The sequence below is a fragment of the Roseibium sp. TrichSKD4 genome, from assembly GCF_000148725.1.
Lineage (GTDB): Bacteria > Pseudomonadota > Alphaproteobacteria > Rhizobiales > Stappiaceae > Roseibium.
The window spans coordinates 145052-162200 of the sequence record NZ_GL476318.1; the positions used below are offsets into that span (position 1 = coordinate 145052).

Genomic DNA, 17149 nt, shown 5'->3' on the forward strand with positions numbered 1-17149 from the left:
AGATTGTATCGGTAAAATATACGAATAGATTCATCTGGCAGCAAATGGCGAAATTTCGGCGCCCGATATGAACTCGTCATCATGATTGGATCTCGAAATGGTTGGTAATATCGCCGGAACGTCCCCTCAATCAGCTCAGCGCTCCGCTCCAGTAGTCCAGCAAGGTTCAACACAACCTGCAACGACGAGCGCCGAAAGCAACAACCTGAAGCGTAGCCGAATAGGCGATTTGATCCAGAACTTCCCGTTGAACTATGCAATCCGGGAGGACACCCGCAGGGCGGTAGACAGGCTTTTTCCGGATGGATTTCAACTGGGCGCCAAGGGTCCAACGGACACGGAAACTAAGAACGTTTTGGGAACTCTTTTTCCAACTCTGACAGGAACCGAGTATCCGCAATCCCAACGAGCAGACCGGAAAACGATCGAAACTTTTTACAATGGTTCATCTATTTTCAGGCAATTGCTACAGCAGTACGAAACGCCAGCACCTGGTCTGGCAAGAACCCAACCTGTCACCACACGCTCCAGTGCACCGAGCGAAAACCGCGTGCCAACCATTCGGTTCACGTACACAGAGCAGCCTCGACCAGCACCAACTCCGCCGGTCTCTTATGAATCCAGTTCCAACTCTTACTCAGTCAGTCTCCCACCTGTTAAGGCAGAAAGGAGCCAACCCGTTGAACAAGAGGCACCAGCTCGAGAGCTGAGCCGCGAAGCTCGCGTGATCACCGGAGTGGTTGAAGCTGTCCTGAAACGGCTGTTTGGAGATGAACTTTCACCTGAGCTGATGACGCGTTTGGTAAAACATCTTGTCAATCTGATTTTTGCCGAGATGGCCGACCCGAAACAACCCATGCCCTATAAAAGTGAGTTCCTGAGAAACGAGGATTCAGGAACGCGCGTGTCGCCTAGTGCACCCAAGATGGTGAAAGAAGAAGAAAAGATCGAAAGCGACGAAGAACTCGTTGACCCGATCGACCAAGAAGAAAAGCCAAAAGTGGAAGAAGAGGACGGCAGAACCGAAGTCGACGTCGACGTCGATGGCGAAGTTGATGGTGAAAGCGAAGTTGAAGGCGAAGGCGAAGGCGAAGGCGAAGGCGAAGGCGAAGGCGAAGGCGAAGGCGAAGGCGAAGGCGAAGGCGAAGGCGAAGGCGAAGGCGAAGGCGAAGGCGAAGGCGAAGGCGAAGGCGAAGGCGAAGGCGAAGGCGAAGGCGAAGGCGAAGGCGAAGGCGAAGGCGAAGGCGAAGGCGAAGGCGAAGGCGAAGGCGAAGGCGAAGGCGAAGGCGAAGGCGAAGGCGAAGGCGAAGGCGAAGGCGAAGGCGAAGGCGAAGGCGAAGGCGAAGGCGAAGGCGAAGGCGAAGGCGAAGGCGAAGGCGAAGGCGAAGGCGAAGGCGAAGGCGAAGGCGAAGGCGAAGGCGAAGGCGAAGGCGAAGATAAAAAAATGACTTTTGATCAAATTTATAATCTCGGCCATACTGAGTTTTTAGCAATAAATGCGGACGAGCAAACGCATCTAACAGACGAAGAGCGAGGCAAAATAAAGGAACGGCAGGCCGAACTTCGAAGCGAGGAAAGAGACCTGCAGAAAACAATACAAGACAGTATTGCGGACGCCGCTAGGAGGGTAAGATGATCGCTTGTACCCTCGTTAATCAGCCGCGCGCTCCGCGACAATGATTTGTTTCGGGTGCCGGTTGTTGAACGGAACGCGGTCGTAAGTTCCATATTTCTCGACAATCCGGAGGCCTGCCGTCTCAAAGGCCAAGTCGAGTGTCTCTGGCGAAATTACGCTTAAAGAATACTGGCTGGTCGTCAAAATTTGCTCGTTTCGTCTGTCTTTGACGGTGACTGCAACGATCAGTTTTCCCCTGGATGAATCGAGCAATAGAAACTGTGAAGTTGCAACTTCCTTGCCCGTTTGCTGATCGACGACGTTCTTTTCAATATTAATCCCTCCTGCAGGCAGTATCCTCTCGTCCAAATTATAGACATCGACAATAACGCGACCTGATTTGCGAACATGGGCCGCAAAACGCTTCAACGCAGATGGGATGTCCTTGGCATCGAGATGCAGAAGGGAATTGAAAGAGCAGACGACAAGGTCGAACCTGCGGCGCAAATCAAACGAACGCATATCAGCAATTTCTGTCGACAACTGAGGCATTTTCAGGAGCGCGCGTCGCAACATTTCAGCGGATGCGTCAATCCCAACCACCGAAGCCGCGTTCTGCGTGAGAACCTCAGTCAACGTGCCGGAGCCACATGCAACTTCGAGGACGGAGTCGGCACTAGAAACGATCTCTCTGTAGAAGTTAAATTCCTCAAATCGCTCATCGTACAAACTGTCATAGATACCAGACATCTCTTCATAAAATTTGATATTGATATCAACCATAAAACACCTCAAACAAAGACATTAAGTCTAATTTTCCTATTAAATATATCCGGTCTTACTTCGCCTATATTGAGTATTATTTGCGTTTCTATATTCATCTGCAGAATTGATGGGGTGCCGCGCGTAGATTTTAGGCTCAACAGCTGGAATTGCGGACCTCGGCCTCTGGCAACGAAACGCGATATCCTCACCGAACTAAATTCCTCAGGGGAAAGAGAGACGATATAGATATGTAGAACTTTGTTTTTTTGCGTTGCAATGATATTTGTTCAGCTGCTGTTGATTCTATTTCAACCACTAAAGCAAGCAATAAAAAAATGTCAAGTTGTCGAGTATTGTTGCTTGCCGTAAGTTATCTGGAGCGGTTCATGGCAAACGGTCTCCCTCTCTGTAAGATACTGGCTGCGTGTCTGGCATTGCTGGTTTCCGCGTGCTCGAATGGCGAGGGATTTCAACAACGATCCGGTCAACAGAAATTTGAAAACGTCGTCGATATTGCTCTCTACAAAAAGGCCATTCGCGACGATCCAAATAACATCAATTACCTTCTCATACTCGCAAACAAGTATGTTGAGACCACGCAGTGGTCGGAGTCTGCAGCCAGTTTCCGTGAGGCTTTACGGCTTTCCCCCAACAACACCTACGCTCTTGTTGGTTACGCACACTCGCTATTGGCGTTGGGTCAATATCAGGACGCCTTGTCTCTTGCAGACCGCAGCATCACACATCAGAGAACCAGCAAAAATTACCTGATCAAGGGCATCGCCTCCGATGGAATGCAGGATTATCAGTCATCGGACACCATCTACAGGCAAATAATTCGGCAACACCCACGAAATCTAGCGGCAAGAAACAACCTCGCGCTGTCCATGGCGCTTCAAGGCAAATCTGAAGCCTATGAAATTATGAGGGAAGTTGCGTTCTCACCAGATGCGCAGTTGCGGCACAGACACAATCTATTGCTTGTCGGCGCTCTGCTGGGAAGGCGGGACTTGACCAAACGCGACGCCGCCGCATTTTCAATATCGAGCGCGACCGAACAGAAAATTTTTGAAATTGGTCAGAAAGCACGGAAAAACGGTGTGAAGGCTTTTGGAATTGCGAGCGCAAAAGATCCTTGACCGTTTCGGTTCTGCGGAAAAACGCCCCTTTTGACTTCAGCTAGAAGAATAACTACGGCGACCAAGCTTCAAATCGACCAACCCTTTTTCAAAAACCAGCAAATACGCCAAATTCGAATGGCGTCAGTTTTCAAACGCTTGCAACACCTTCAAGCATTGTCTCCATAAAGACAACAAACTTGACTGCTGAGACAGAGCCAAACAGTAGAATAAACGCGATCACAGCAACTATTTTTGCGATTTGAGGTAACGTTTGCTCTTGAATTTGGGTCAATACCTGAAAAATAGAAATTACAAGACCAACGATCGTTGCCACAGCAAGAATTGGAACTGACACTTCCACTATCAACGCGATCGTACTCTCTATCAAAAATGACATCGACATGATGGTCGCCTCAACGTGAGCAATTATTCGGTCAGTTCGTGTCAGGAGCGAAAGTGCAGGATGCGTTTCTTGATGACCTCCAAAGGTATGGGCAACATTGTTGAGCAACTGGAAGCCAAATGCAATCCGGCTCAGTCGGAAAGGTCTGCCATTGCCGCGGAAGCGCCTTTTTGGGTTTCCATTCACCCGGCTGTTTCAAATCAAAAATATGGAAACTCAGTCTCAACACGCATATCCCCGGCCAATTGAACAACCTGGGAAACCTGCGCAAATCAGCGCTGTATCAAGCAAAGACCTGAAGGTATCTTTGTTCGCAGCTGCAAGGTTCATATTCGTCAACAGCTGGCGAAGGAAACGCTTTGCCCAAGTTCTTGCGCCCTGGACAGGCAAGCCAAATCAATTGACCTGCCCTCGCCCAAACGCAGCCGGGATCAGCATTTTTTGGGTTTCCGCTTCTCACACGGAGACGGCTTATCGTCATCCAGAGGCAAGGAGACGGACTCGTCATCGAACATTAGACGCTCAATGTTTTTAATGATGTTCGTATCGCCGGTCTTTTTGTGGGCAACGATGTAACCCGAATTGGTTTTCCGGATTTCATACTCATCCTTCTCCCCGGAAAAGATCGCAATATCGTAATCATCACCGCCGTCGACATAATTGCTTCCGCTGCCGGGCACCAGGATGTCCTTGTCCTCAAACCCTCTCATTATGTCGTCGCCGGCACGACCGAACTGAATGTCGCCGTACTTGGTCCCCTTGAGATCGTTATCTTTTTTATCGCCCAATTGCAGACGACCCGTTTGCGATCCTAGGCAAAAATCCTTCCAGCAATCAGACCCGGATCTCTCCTTGCGTTCGCGTTGCGGCTGGCTGCTATGGTGAAGCAATTTGAGAAGCGCATCTCTGGCAAGACTGTTCACGCCTCCGCTTTGCACCGAAACCACCAACTGCAAAGCAATGTTTTTCTGATCAATAGCTGTCACGGTCCAATCCTCTCTTGCTTACGATGCATGCAGATCCGATTTCGAGTCCGCTGCATTTTTTTGTACAAGCAAATGCCACGTAGAGAGCCTCTACTAAGTGGCCAAAAGTAAAAATTGGTATTTATTACTTAGGTCGAAATTCACGCCGCTGCCGCAGCCGCAGACGTTGGAGCAATGAGAAAATTTCACCTAGACCACAAAAATGATTTATAGTATAATAGCAAAAATTATATCTTTTTTTCGAATCTACATCAATTTATACTGTTCAATTTAACAATAAAACACAAATTTACCTAATATAATCTGAATTAGACATTATTTATACATACCGATAATACCAAAAATTTTACCAGATCACCAAATAGTTATTTCAATACAAAAATATATTTCCTGAATTTCCCATCTATACTCTTCGTCGTTGCTGGGTCGTTCGTGTTTTTTACTTAGTATCCATACCTGACAAATCTGGTGTTCAATTCAATTTGGTAGGTATTTCGCACGCGTTCGTACAAATCAACACTGTTCATTCCCGAGCGATATGCAGAACCTCTGGGTCAGATCACTCTATTGGAGGAATCTGAAATGCTCAGGCCAGTTAGAACCAGAACACCTTCTCCCCCTCGGCCCCAACCGAGGCCCTCTCCCCCACCCCCAAGGGTTCAGACATCCAAACCGGGGTCCTTTCCGAGGCCCCAGACGCCTCCAAATCCTGCGGTGGCGCAGCAGAGGGCTGCTTCGCCGACCCAACAACAGGATCAACAACCGCCGAGAAACCTTGGCGCGGTGCCGAAAAGGACATCACAACAGCAAGAAGTCGTTTTGGAAAAGCCGGCTTCGGTTGAGCCAGAGGTGAGGAACGACGCGCAGCAGGCACCGGCGGAACAGGCCCCGTTCCTCAATGAAATCAACCATCTTTCCGATGCGGATCGTTCGAAGATCAATTCTGTCTTTCAGAAACTGAGTCCCGAAGAAAGGCAGGCCTTTTCAAGCTATCTCAAACTCGTTCGGGACGACGATCTTGGATGGTCACTTTCGGTCCTTCTCTCAATTTCCGGTTTCACTGACGCCCCCAAAGCTCTGCTCGCCGGTCTAAAGGTACTTGTTGAAGTTGCTGCCGCCACGAGAGAGAACTCCCAGTCAGGCTCATCCTCAGGTTCTGTGCCGTCTTTGCAGGATGCGCCGGATGAAACCCGCTCAAGTGAACAGGTCGAGACCGACCAGCAAGTGGAGGTTGCCCAGCCGGGCGGGGCTGCCGCTGCGGCGGAAGGCCCAAGGCAATTCAGAGCAAAAGACCTGCTGATCTCAGCCCTGGCGCAAATGCTGGCAACAGGCGCAACCTTCGGGTTCATCAAGCCAATGGTCGAGGCCGTTGTTTCGCAAGTTATCCAATCTCTGGACCTGAACATGTCGGAAGAAGACCAAAAGGAAATTGCCGACTATGTTTCTGGCGTCTTCGGCGGAATAGCTGTCGGCTTCTTTCACCAAGCGGTTGGCTCTGAAATCAGCAAGAAAATCAAGGCCGCGCTAGGTGGACCGTCCAATGCCGCGCTCCGGCAAGGAGGCTCAGCTGAACTTGCAGAAATAGCCGCCGTCGATATTCCAGTCTTTGCTGCTTTTATCGCCGCATATGCCGGTGGATCGGCCGTGCGCGTTGAATTGCCACCGGACTATGCAAACAACCTCTGGGTCCAGAAGGCCTTCAATGGTGCCCAATCATGGGCGGGCGGATTGTTGCAGGGAGCCATGACTGAAGCTGTACAAGCTGTTATGACGGAGTCATACGAAAGGCAGGACACGGTGCCCTCCAATGAATCTCTTGGCCGAAAAATTGTCGACGCTTTCAAGGACATCTGGAACGTAAGGTCCGACGTGCGCAAGGCCTTCAAACAGCAGGTTGGAAAAATCGTCGGTGGTGTGCTTGGTATGGTTGCAGCAACCGCCGTGTCCAAACAAATGTCCGGCACGGAAGGCGAGAACGGTGAGAACTACTATACGGCAGATCAGGTTGCGGCAGCCGGCATGGCAACGTTCCTGACGCTATGGTTTGGCTCGATACACCTCGCTTCAATGGGTGGAAATATGTTGCAAGCGCGACGACAAACCAACCCACCTGAACAAGATATCGAGATGAACGCTATGCAAGGTCAGGACAATCCAGCCTATGAAGCGGACGAAACCTGAGTGACAAAAACGGTGACCTTCGGTGTCAACCGCAGAATTTGGTGTTTCGCGCCAGAACCGGATTGTTTGATTTGAACTTCAATTCGGTTCTGGCGCGAACCGCAATCGGATCCAAAGGTGCAATCTTAACATGAAGTTCAAGCTTCACCTTGCTCCAGTCTCAGTCCCCACACCTACCTGATTTCAAGCTGCTTCCGAACTGCAATGCGACCTATCCCACCTCGCTGCAACATATCTGCAGGGAGGCATAGACTTACAATCGGCTGAATAAAAAATGGCAGAGACAGCTGCTAATTCACCTCGGGAATTGGTCTTTGAATATGCTGCCCCTAGGTCAATAGGTAAAAAATACGGCTCTTTTATTTCACTCAGCCTTGCTATTTTGTAAGTTGAAACAAGCCTGTGGAATCAATGCTCTGTACGCAGAAAATGCTAAGGCAGCTCAATTTAGGGTAGGACTGGCCCGCTTTCGGGTTGAATCGGTGAAAGTTTAGGTTGGTGAAACGAAGCAAGATTCATGTCACAGACAACTCTGGTTAAAAATCCCCCTTTGACAGAGGGGCCCAACGAAAGAGCCCAGCATCTGCGCAAGCAAGGTGCAACCATTGTTGCGCTCTGCGATGGGTCTGAACAAATTTCCAATCAATTCAAAGACCTCATGGACGCGGAAGCGCACATTTTCTTGGTGTACAGCTGCCCGACATTTGAAGATTTGCTGAACAAGGTTCCCAGAGTCATGCCGGACGTGATCGTCGCAGCCTACGACGTCATGGTCGGGTCGGGTTTTCAGCTCCCGAAAGAAACCAAGCTGCAGTACCCGGATATCAAGGTTATCAGTTCCAGGACACCGACAGACGGAGCCGTTGCCAGAAACCTTTTCTCCATGAACGTTGACGCCGTGCTTGGTGACAACGCATCCTCCGGAGAATACAGCGTCGCCATCCGCGCCGTGGGATTTGGGGGATTTTATGTTTCGCGGGAAATTTCCGAAGCCATGGCATTGAGCAAGGAGTTTCCTTCACTGCGCACAGAAGTTCAACACCAGGAAGAATTGGTCATCGAAGACCAAAACGTATTCGACAACGAGTTTGGACTAAGTCAGCGCGAGCTAGAAGTTCTACATCTGGTTGCGAAAGGGCTGAGCTCGAAACAGATCGCCCCAATCGTCAATATTTCTGCAAGAACAGTTGAAGCCCATCGCGCAAATATCAAACGCAAGACGAAAGCAATGGGCCTTAGCGATCTTGTTGAAATTGCTCAAAAGTACAGATCGGCCACACAAATATAACCGCATTTTGCCGATCTGATTTCCTTGAAAAACACCCGTTTCCCGAGAAAACGCTCAGCTTCGTCTGGCACGACAGCTGCGCAATTTTCCGAAGCCTGGTCTTTTGTCGACCAATTCTCCGAAATTGATCCTCCAGCCCTTCGTGTTTGCGGACGCTGCTCCCGCACCTTGACCGAATAATTGCCGCTCCAACAATCGTGCCCGATCGATAAGCCCGATCAGGCTCGCGAGAGTCACTCTTGTTTTGTCTACCGGTTGGTGCGCGCGACCTCGAGCGGGATGGAAAGCGAATGATCTGACCCTAAGTTGCGAGACACACGCACTATAAGAAACCAACAACGAGGGAGCTGAAACGCCGAAATCCCCGCCGGAAATCCGGCGGGGATAGTTTTGCTCAGGAGTTGTTAGATACTTTGTGTGGTTTTATCTCGCCTTACGGCTGTTGATCATTCGCTCTCCTCCTTTGTTGAGGCGCCTGTTGCGCCACATTAATGGTGACGGTCCGCCGTTCTTCGCGCGCAGGCCCGTCAGGTGTGTCTCGTCTGGTGATCACGAGAACGATCGTTGCGCTTGGCAAGTCCGCATAGTTTTCGTTCTGTCGGTACATGAGCTGCCCAAACTCTACGTAGAAAGCGTCGCCTACTGCTCCTTCAACTTCGACGCTGTCGTTCGGTCCGAGCTCCGGTACGGCTCCCGGAACAACCTGGGTTCCGTTGTTAAAGGCATTGATGGTCCCTTCGAACTGGGTCTCTGTATCGCCAGCTTGGTTGTCATTGTCGGCTGGTTGATAGTCCCTGATCCTTTGTTGGAAGGCATCGAAGTCCTGCCTGAATTGCTCGTTGTCTTCAGCGTTGACATTGTCGTTCATTGGCTGAGCGAACCGATCCAAAAAGGCATTCATCTGATCGTTACCTTGAACCGCTGGATGGTCCCGGAATTTCCAGAAAAGTTTCAACCCCTTGGCGAGCGTTTGACCAGCCTGCTCCGTGTCAGGAAGATTACCCTGGGTGAGCCTCTGAGTGACGTAGTTGTTAAATTCTTTGTATCCACCACTGATTAACCCAGCCAACAGGACCTTCATCTGCAACGCCAATGTAGCCATCTCATTCCAGCTTCTCTGCGAGTTAAACCCAATGGAGACCACTTCCTTCAGATACTGTATCGCTGTACGCACGACGACTTTGAGATATGCCTTGAACTTGAGTGATCCTTCAGCGCTCAAACCACGAGCCCATGCGGAGCTGGATCGTATTCCGTCGACAATCGCATTGACTAAGCCGCTGAGTGCTGCGAACCCTATTGTTTTAGGAGTTTCCGCCAGAACTTTTGCCGGGCTATCGCCTATCGCAATTGCCGCGAGCGAAACGATAACTGAGAGAGTTCCACCCTTAACCTGGTTGACAATAGACTTCTTGAAAGCTTCCCAACCTTGCGTGAGGTTGGACTTGGCATCAGCTTTCACACCTTCGATCGCCTTTTTCAGCTTATCCGCTCTGTTTTGAACCTCAGTTTTGCTGTCGGCCCACGAGAGAGCAACTCCTCGGATTGTACCTACGAAGAATTCGACCAAATAGTTGGCCAGAAGGCTGACAGTGCGTTCGTCAACATAGGTATTGCCGGGAACGGCGAGCGATGAAATCACCGCTTGTTGCTGCTCTGGGGTCAAATCGTCCCACATCGCAAAGGTTGCCGCCAAATCGGTCATTGTCTCTTCATCCAACGAAGCAACTGTGGCAATTACCGTGCGGTCGTCATCACTCATATTCTCCCATTCCTCTGTCAAAGTTGACGTTTCCGGAGTTATGGGTGGCGTGCTGCTTTGCAAGGTTTCGTCCAGCAGCTGTGTCGCGTCGGTTTCCATTTGATCCAAATCCAGCGTTTGCGGATCGGTTGGCTCCGTTGACGGCGTCTCCCTATTGATTCCAAGCGCCTGATCTATCAAGCGTTGTGGAATTTCATCGGTCCGATTTTTGTAGATTGCCTGCAGGATGTAGAGAGAAGCAGTTTGTATGGCTGCTCCAGCGCCACCGACGACCAAACTTGCCAAGGCGGATCGTGCGAGATTGGCCGTGGTATGACTACCCCACAGATTGTATCGAACCTCTGTTAGCCATCTAGGGTCGAGCCACCCGTATTCCGCCCACCTGTGCATGAACGCCATCGCGCGGTCGTTTGCCGTTACGTCTTCTTGCGCAGCTTCCTTCAGTTCTTTCACGAGCTTGTCGAATTCTTCAAGCTCCGCACCGCTCAACCCGCTTCTGATCTCTGCGACAATACTGTCGAATTCAGGATCGGTCGCGATGTTGTGCATTAGCGTGTGTGCAGAGTCTTGCGCCAACTGGGTTCTCTGACCTACGAATTCAGACCTTCTGCTGCGGCGGGCAAAATAGTTACCGACAGAGCTCACTGCATTTCGAACAGCTTCCGGTAAAGAAGGTTGTTGATTGCCGGGGTTCTCGGAACGTTGAATGGTTCGCATCTCGCCCGTTTCAAGGTCAAAGCCTAAGACATCCATTTCGAAGGCTTCGTTGTGCTCACCGCCGTCCTCAGTGGGTGGCGTTGTGGTGGTCGTTGTTGTTGTTGTAGTCGTGGTGGTGGTTGGTGTCGTTGGACGGTCGCCATCGCCACCGTCGCCGGCACCTCCGCCAGAACCGCCTGCGGCTCCTCCAGGCGCCAGGCCGGGTTGACCGACAGCCGACATCTCGCCGGTGTTCGCATCACGTTCATAAACCGCATGGTCTGTACGTTTTCCGTCAGAATCCGTTTGGTAGAAATGCTGCGCTGCCGAGTTCGGACCGAACCCTGGATAATACTTGTAGTATTTTCCTGATGCTGTTTTGAAGCCCAACAATTCGTTGTTTTCACCGCGCCATTCGGTCGTGCTCTCTTTCTGGAGTTCGCGCGCCTGCCGTTCGAATTCGGCGAACTCTTCTTCGGTCAGACCATACGGACCAACCAGCTGGTCCTTCAGTGCCTGAATCGCTTCCGGGTTGCCGCCTTGTTGCAAGTCATGGATTAGATTGACGATCACGGCCTCGTTCCGGAGACGCTGTGCAACAAGCAACTCATCCTGCATGGCGTCGAGTTTCTGCGGATCCTCGTTCAAGGCGTCGGTAAGTTCGCGCAGACTGAATGAATCGTTGAGTTCTGACGGATCCGGTATCGAGAACGCCCGACCACTTGGGAGCAGCATGAACGATCGTGCGTTGGTGGTTACGCCTGTCTCATCCCAGTCGCCTGTTGCGGCGTTGTATCGAACGGTAACTTCTGTCCCGTTAGGCAACGTTATCCGCTGATCCATGCTCGGATCCTTGACCAGTGCCGAGTTGGGGGATTGCGGGTCGGCGACTGCCACGGGTGCCGCATTTGAAAGCACAACGGTCACAGTTTGATCGGTCGTACGAACACGGTCACCTTCTCCACTGCTGGCACGAACGGTCACCGACAGGGAGTCGCTCAATTCGTCTACGGAGCCGGTGTATCTGAGCTGACCCGTTTTGGGATCAATCTCAAATTTGTCACTGTCCCGCCCATGGACGGAATAGGTGACCGGGTTGTCTTCCTCAGATTCCGCGTCCGAAGCCTGGAACGGTGCGCCGACGGTGACGCCTCCAATCGCGGTTTTGGAAATCTCCTGGGCAGAGATCGGGAGCTGGGTCAGCGTACCGGCGGCAAATCTTGGCGCCGTGTTCCCGAGCGTGACGGTAACGACATGGTCGGTGGTTTTAAGCCGCTCACCTTCGCCGCTGCTGGCTCTGACAGTTACGGAAAGCGACTCCTTCAGATCATCTTCGGTTCCGATGTAGACCAGCTGCCCGTCAGCCCCGATTTGGAACTTATTGGCGTCGCGGCCGGTGAGTGAATACGTCACCTCGTCATTTTCATCATCCGTTGCCTGGAACGGTGAGCCGACGTTAACGCCGCCTGAAGGCGAACCTGCAAACTGGGACTCAGTCAGCGCAACTTGTGTCGGCGTGCCCTCTGCGAACCTTGGTGCGGTGTTCGCAATGGAAACATTTACGACAAAGTCCGTGCTGGCAGCTCGTTCGCCTTCCCCGCTGCTGGCGGTGACGGTGACCGCTAGACCAGCTTCAAGCTGTTCTAGCGTGCCGATGTATTTCAACTGCCCGGTTGCAGGATCGATCTTGAACTTGTCGCTGTCCGGTCCGCTCACCGAATAGGTGACGGGGTTGTCTTCTGCGGCTTCTTTGTCCTTTGCGCGGAACGGTGCCCCGACATTGACGCCACCTTCCGGCGCTCGCAGGACGTCACGTGCCGATATTCCAACATCGGTTGGCGTGTCGTCGGCGAATTGCGGTGCGGTGTTGCCCAGCGAAACCTTCACAACATGGTCAGTGCTTGTGGCCCTACTGCCTTCGCCGCTGCTTGCGGTCACGGCAACTGAAAGACCATCCTTGAGCTGTTCTTCCGTGCCGATGTACTTCAACTGCCCGTTGACGATGCTGAACTTGTTCGCATCTGGCCCCTTGAGCGTGAACGTAACTGTGCCGTCCACGTTTCCGTCTGCATCGGTTGCCTGGAAAGGTTGGCCGATATTGACGTTGCCCTTCCTGATATCGTCCACCGAGACGGCGACGGATGAAGGCGGATTTCCGGAAAAGGCTGGAGCTGCGTTGGAGAAGCTCACGGTTACCGGGTGAGAGGCTGTTTGCGGCGCATCATAGCCATCATGCTCCGCAACGATCGTTACATGCAGAGTTTTGCCGACATCGTCTTTTGAGCCGATGTAAACCAGCTTGCCGTCCTCGAACGTGAACTTGTCCTTATCCGGACCGGTCAAGTGGTAACTGACCGGTCCGCTCGCGTAGGATGGTTTGCTCGCCGAGAAACTGCCGTCGATGTCCGTGCTGCCATCGATATCGGCGGGGTTGATTGAGACGCTGGATGGCGCGCTGCCGAAGTCTGCCGGTGTATTGCCATAGGATTTTCTGACAGCCTCGCGAATTCCGAAGAACAGTCCGGTTCCACCGCCACCGACGACCACGACACCTCCACCGACGGCCGCCCAAGTTGGTACCTGCGTGCCAAAGATGGTGATCCCGCCAGCGCCACCGGCACCCGCTCCCAGACCTTCCAGTCCGGCACCTGCTCCCTCAAACCCTTCAAGAACACTGCTGCTGCCCTGTTCGATCAACGGGATTTCCTCAGCAGCACTTGCGGTGTTGCTGGCCGAGCTGGCGCGGCTCAAGAGGTTGCTGAAAAAGTCTTTCACGGTGCTACCCGCGCGCATCAAGCCACGCGCAGCGCGAATACCCAGTTTCCCGGCGCCGCTCCGTGACAACTGTTCCGAATTCACGATGCTTTCGAGCAGCAGCGTTGTTTCTCCTGCAAATTCAACAGGAAGCTCCTGACCGAAGGCGTTCAAGGTACCCCGGTCGTTTTCCGTTTTGAGCTGGTTCAACTGACCCTGACTGATCGGTCCACCATTGGCGACGCCGCGCGCAAAGATGGCGCCTTCGTCACCCGGGCTGTCGTCAGTGCCCAGCAAGGCGTCGAAGTGATGACCGAGTTCCTCCATCAGAACCTTGTTGATCTCATCCGGGTCCTTGAGCTTGCGGCTGATGAAGATCTGGCCACCGCCTTCTTTCGTGTAGGCGCCCTGAGTGGTGCTTCCGGCTGCGAAATTCACCGTATGCAAGGCTGCCGGCACAGGCACGTCGCCAGACGCGATCCGCTTGATCAGGTCATCAATCTGAGCTGGTTTTGCGTTCGGATAGGCCTGTTGCAGAATCTGCCGCAATTGCTGCGGATTTTCCTTGGCGAGTGTCGTCAGCGACGAAATCATGGTGTCCCATTGTTTTCGCGCGGTACTCGGCTCCGGTTTTTCTTCTGCGCCGAGTGCTTCAAACGCTTTGGAAGCTTTCGTCGACAATTCGTCCTTGATGACTTTGCCATCCGCGCCAAAGAACAGGTTTTCAGTTCCGGTCAGGTTGCCGGTTATGGTCTTGCCTTCGTTTTCAGAAACATGGCTCCAGGCCGCCTCACGTTTTTTTCCTACATAAAGCGAAACTGTCTGTGTCTGTCCGTTGCGCGGGTTGCGAACGGTAATTTCGTAAACGCCTTCTGGGACATCAGACCCTTTGGCTATGATCTGACCGGTGTTCTTGTCGACGGTCAGCTTGCTTTCGTCGCCCTTCGTAACTTCGAATTCCAGTGGTGTTCCGTCGTAGTTGAACGCGCTGACCTGCCCCAGGACCTGGCCATCGGAGGTGGTATCGCCGGCGCCCAACAGAACCGCCTGCGATCCAATTACGTCCGGCTTCCGGTCCTCTTGCGGCTTCATTTTGACAAGAACAGTAACGATCTGGAATTGGTCGCCCTGTTTGACGCGGACTTTAAGTTTGAACAGCCCAGGTATGATTGAACCGGTTGAGCTAAGTTCGCCGGTCTTCGGGTCGATCGTAAACGCACCGCCATATGTGTCGCTGACAATCTGATAGTCGATCGGACCTGACGCACTGTCTGAAGTCGACGCCTCAACCTTGCCGATGACGGCTCCACCTGCCTGATCAAAACCTTGACCTGTGAGCAATTGCTGCTTGTCGGTAGAAAGCGTCCGCCCTGAACCAACTTCAATGTTGATCGTTCGGGTTACCTTCGTTGTTCCATCAGAGACTTCGACAATGATAGAGTGGCTGCCGGCATCCGATGCCTTGAAGTCTCTCTTCGCCCTGATCGTGCCATCCGCGCCAATCTCAAAAAGAGGATCAAAGTTGTTGTCTTCGATCGAATAGGTCAGCGTCCTGCCAGTTTCTCCGCGCGCTTCGAGTTTGAACAGGCTGTCCCCGGCCGCAGCATCGGATTTTGCTTCGAAACTCCGGTCGACAACCACTTCAGGAGCTTCTTCAACATTTTGGACATTGACGGTGACCTTGACCTTTTGTGCGTTGAAGCCGTCGGAAACGGTTATTTCAAGAACCCGCTTGCCATCCGGGCTCCGTTCAAAGTCAACGTCGCCAGAGACTTGAATATTGCCGTCCTTGTCGATGGAAAATGCGCCATCCAGGTTGCCGCCGGTGATCGCGAATTGCGGCGTTACAGTACCATCGCCGCCGTTCCTTGGTGTCAGCGTACCAACCCTTGTTCCCGAGGCCGCGTTCTCGGTGACCTGGAAATTGCTGTCGGTGTCGAACAGCGGGCTAGCCTCGTCGCCCAATTTGACCTTCCAGGCGATCTCACGGCTCGATGTGCCATCACTTACGACGACCACCACGGTCTGATAGCCACCTTCGTAGGCACCGGACCGTTTCTTGGTTATCTCACCCGTTTTCGGATCGATGGAGAAGTCGTCGCTCGGCGATTTCAGACCGAAAGTAAGTTCGTTGCCATCCAGGCTTTGGGCATCCACGCGGCCCAGCGTCGTGCCTGCCGGGGCGTCCTTTTTCGCCGATACCACACCGCCGATATTGGAGAAGAGAATGCCTTCGTTCTCGTTATTGACCGCGACGGTAAATGTACCCGTTCTGGTGTTGCCACCATTCGTGGCCGCCACAACCAGTGTGCGCGACGAGGCCTGTTCAAAATCCAAGCCCTCGGCCGTTACTTCGCCGGTTTGTGGGTCGATTTTGAATTTGCCGTCCTCGTTTCCGAAAACGATGCGGTAAGTGTAACCGGCCGTGCCGCCCGAATTTAGAACCTTAGCAGCATCGAAGGAAGCTCCGTAGGTGTTTTCGTCGACAGAAACGGCGGGGGTGGCCCCTTGGTACTTTACATCGACGTTCCGGCTGACGGTCTGGCCGTCGGCGGTTGTCGCTTCAATGACAAGCTCGCCGTGATCCCAGGCATTGCCCTCACCGGTGTAGATGAGCTGGCCTTTTTCGTTGACGTGGAAATCGTTTGTGACGGTCAGCGAGCCGTCCGGACCTTTGACCTTGATAGTGAAGGTAACGGGCTGGGGCCCAGTTTGCATCGTCACCTGGACGTCGTTGTAATCTTCGTCGCTGCTCTCGGGCGGCAGGTCTTCCCAGTTGCCTCCCCGATTATGCACCTTGCCTTCCGGGTTCAGCTTGGGATCGTCAAAATAGGCTGCGCCTGTCGGATCAGCGGATTTAAGCTGAGTTCCGTCGGCAAGGACCGGCACCCATTCGCCGTTCTCGCCTTTGACGAACTTGACTTCCGTATGGTTCTCAACATCCGGGTTTTGGCGGCCGCCATCCGGTATGATAAAGAACCCGTACTTGTCGGGATCGAAATTTTCGAGCGCCATTTTTTGGCCGCGGGTCGTGTGCACATTGTTCCAGATAATCTTGCCGTCGACGGGATTGCCGTTTTCATCCTTGCGGTAGTACCCGTAGCTGCTTTGTTCTTCCGCTTGCTCATTGTGCGTGTTGGTGATCGTGATCTGTTGGCCGGCACCGGTTACCTGAAAACCTTCTCCGACGACCCGGCCGCCTCCCGAACTCGCTTCCTGGCCGTTAACGGTCAACTCCTGCGGACCAGACAGACTTGCATCGGATTGCTGTGTTTGCGGAAGTGTCTCCCGATATCCCAAAACGACTGTGTGGGTAACGGCGCGGGTGCCATCGGGAGAATTCGGATCTGAGATATGAACCTCAATTTTGAGTGTGCCCATGTCCCAGGGATTGCCGGTGCCGGTGTAAATCAGGCGGCCATGGCGATCGAGCGAAAAGTCGTGCGTAGTGGTCTCGGTGCCATCTGGCGCAACCAACTTGAATGAGAAATTCCCAATTCGCCAACCACCATCAAATTCGTTGTGCTCTCCGATGATCAGGTGTCCCTCGCCCGTTCTTTGCTCTCCGGTGTGGACTC

8 protein-coding genes are annotated in these 17149 nt (G+C 52.6%); 4 read left to right on the forward strand and 4 right to left on the reverse strand.

Annotated features, from left to right (window positions below):
* The first annotated feature begins 97 nt into the window (after positions 1-97).
* On the forward strand, positions 98-1636 hold the full coding sequence (locus TRICHSKD4_RS30845; RefSeq protein ID WP_168157040.1) for a hypothetical protein: 1539 nt from the start codon (positions 98-100) through the stop codon (positions 1634-1636).
* Between the two features lie 15 nt (positions 1637-1651).
* Here TRICHSKD4_RS30845 and TRICHSKD4_RS16190 read toward each other — a convergent pair whose 3' ends face one another.
* Positions 1652-2398 carry a trans-aconitate 2-methyltransferase gene (locus tag TRICHSKD4_RS16190; protein ID WP_009467968.1) on the reverse strand — a complete coding sequence of 249 codons (747 nt, stop codon included), beginning with the start codon at positions 2396-2398 and terminating at the stop codon, positions 1652-1654.
* 368 nt (positions 2399-2766) lie between these two features.
* Between TRICHSKD4_RS16190 and TRICHSKD4_RS16195 the strand changes: the two genes are divergently transcribed.
* Positions 2767-3519 (forward strand): tetratricopeptide repeat protein, encoded by a 753-nt coding sequence (locus tag TRICHSKD4_RS16195; protein WP_009467969.1) that lies wholly within the window; start codon positions 2767-2769, stop codon positions 3517-3519.
* A gap of 130 nt (positions 3520-3649) precedes the next feature.
* Here the strand turns inward: TRICHSKD4_RS16195 and TRICHSKD4_RS31730 are convergent, their stop codons facing one another.
* Together TRICHSKD4_RS31730 and TRICHSKD4_RS16210 are read right to left on the reverse strand one after the other, a co-directional pair.
* Positions 3650-4090: a flagellar biosynthetic protein FliQ gene (locus TRICHSKD4_RS31730; RefSeq protein ID WP_009467970.1), complete on the reverse strand. Its 441-nt coding sequence runs from the start codon at positions 4088-4090 to the stop codon at positions 3650-3652.
* Positions 4091-4335: 245 nt separating this feature from the next.
* Positions 4336-4890 (reverse strand): hypothetical protein, encoded by a 555-nt coding sequence (locus TRICHSKD4_RS16210; protein ID WP_009467973.1) that lies wholly within the window; start codon positions 4888-4890, stop codon positions 4336-4338.
* Between the two features lie 849 nt (positions 4891-5739).
* Here TRICHSKD4_RS16210 and TRICHSKD4_RS16220 point away from each other — a divergent pair.
* The gene (locus TRICHSKD4_RS16220; RefSeq protein WP_040617023.1) at positions 5740-7071 is read left to right on the forward strand and encodes a hypothetical protein; all 1332 of its coding nucleotides are present in this window, start codon (positions 5740-5742) and stop codon (positions 7069-7071) included.
* Between the two features lie 517 nt (positions 7072-7588).
* The gene (locus TRICHSKD4_RS16225; protein ID WP_009467976.1) at positions 7589-8359 is read left to right on the forward strand and encodes a response regulator transcription factor; all 771 of its coding nucleotides are present in this window, start codon (positions 7589-7591) and stop codon (positions 8357-8359) included.
* A 433-nt stretch (positions 8360-8792) separates the two neighbouring features.
* On the opposite strand, the gene TRICHSKD4_RS16230 is transcribed toward TRICHSKD4_RS16225, so the two are convergent.
* Entirely contained in the window at positions 8793-17048 is an 8256-nt protein-coding gene (locus TRICHSKD4_RS16230) for a cadherin repeat domain-containing protein (protein ID WP_208993110.1), read from the reverse strand.
* Positions 17049-17149: the final 101 nt, after the last annotated feature.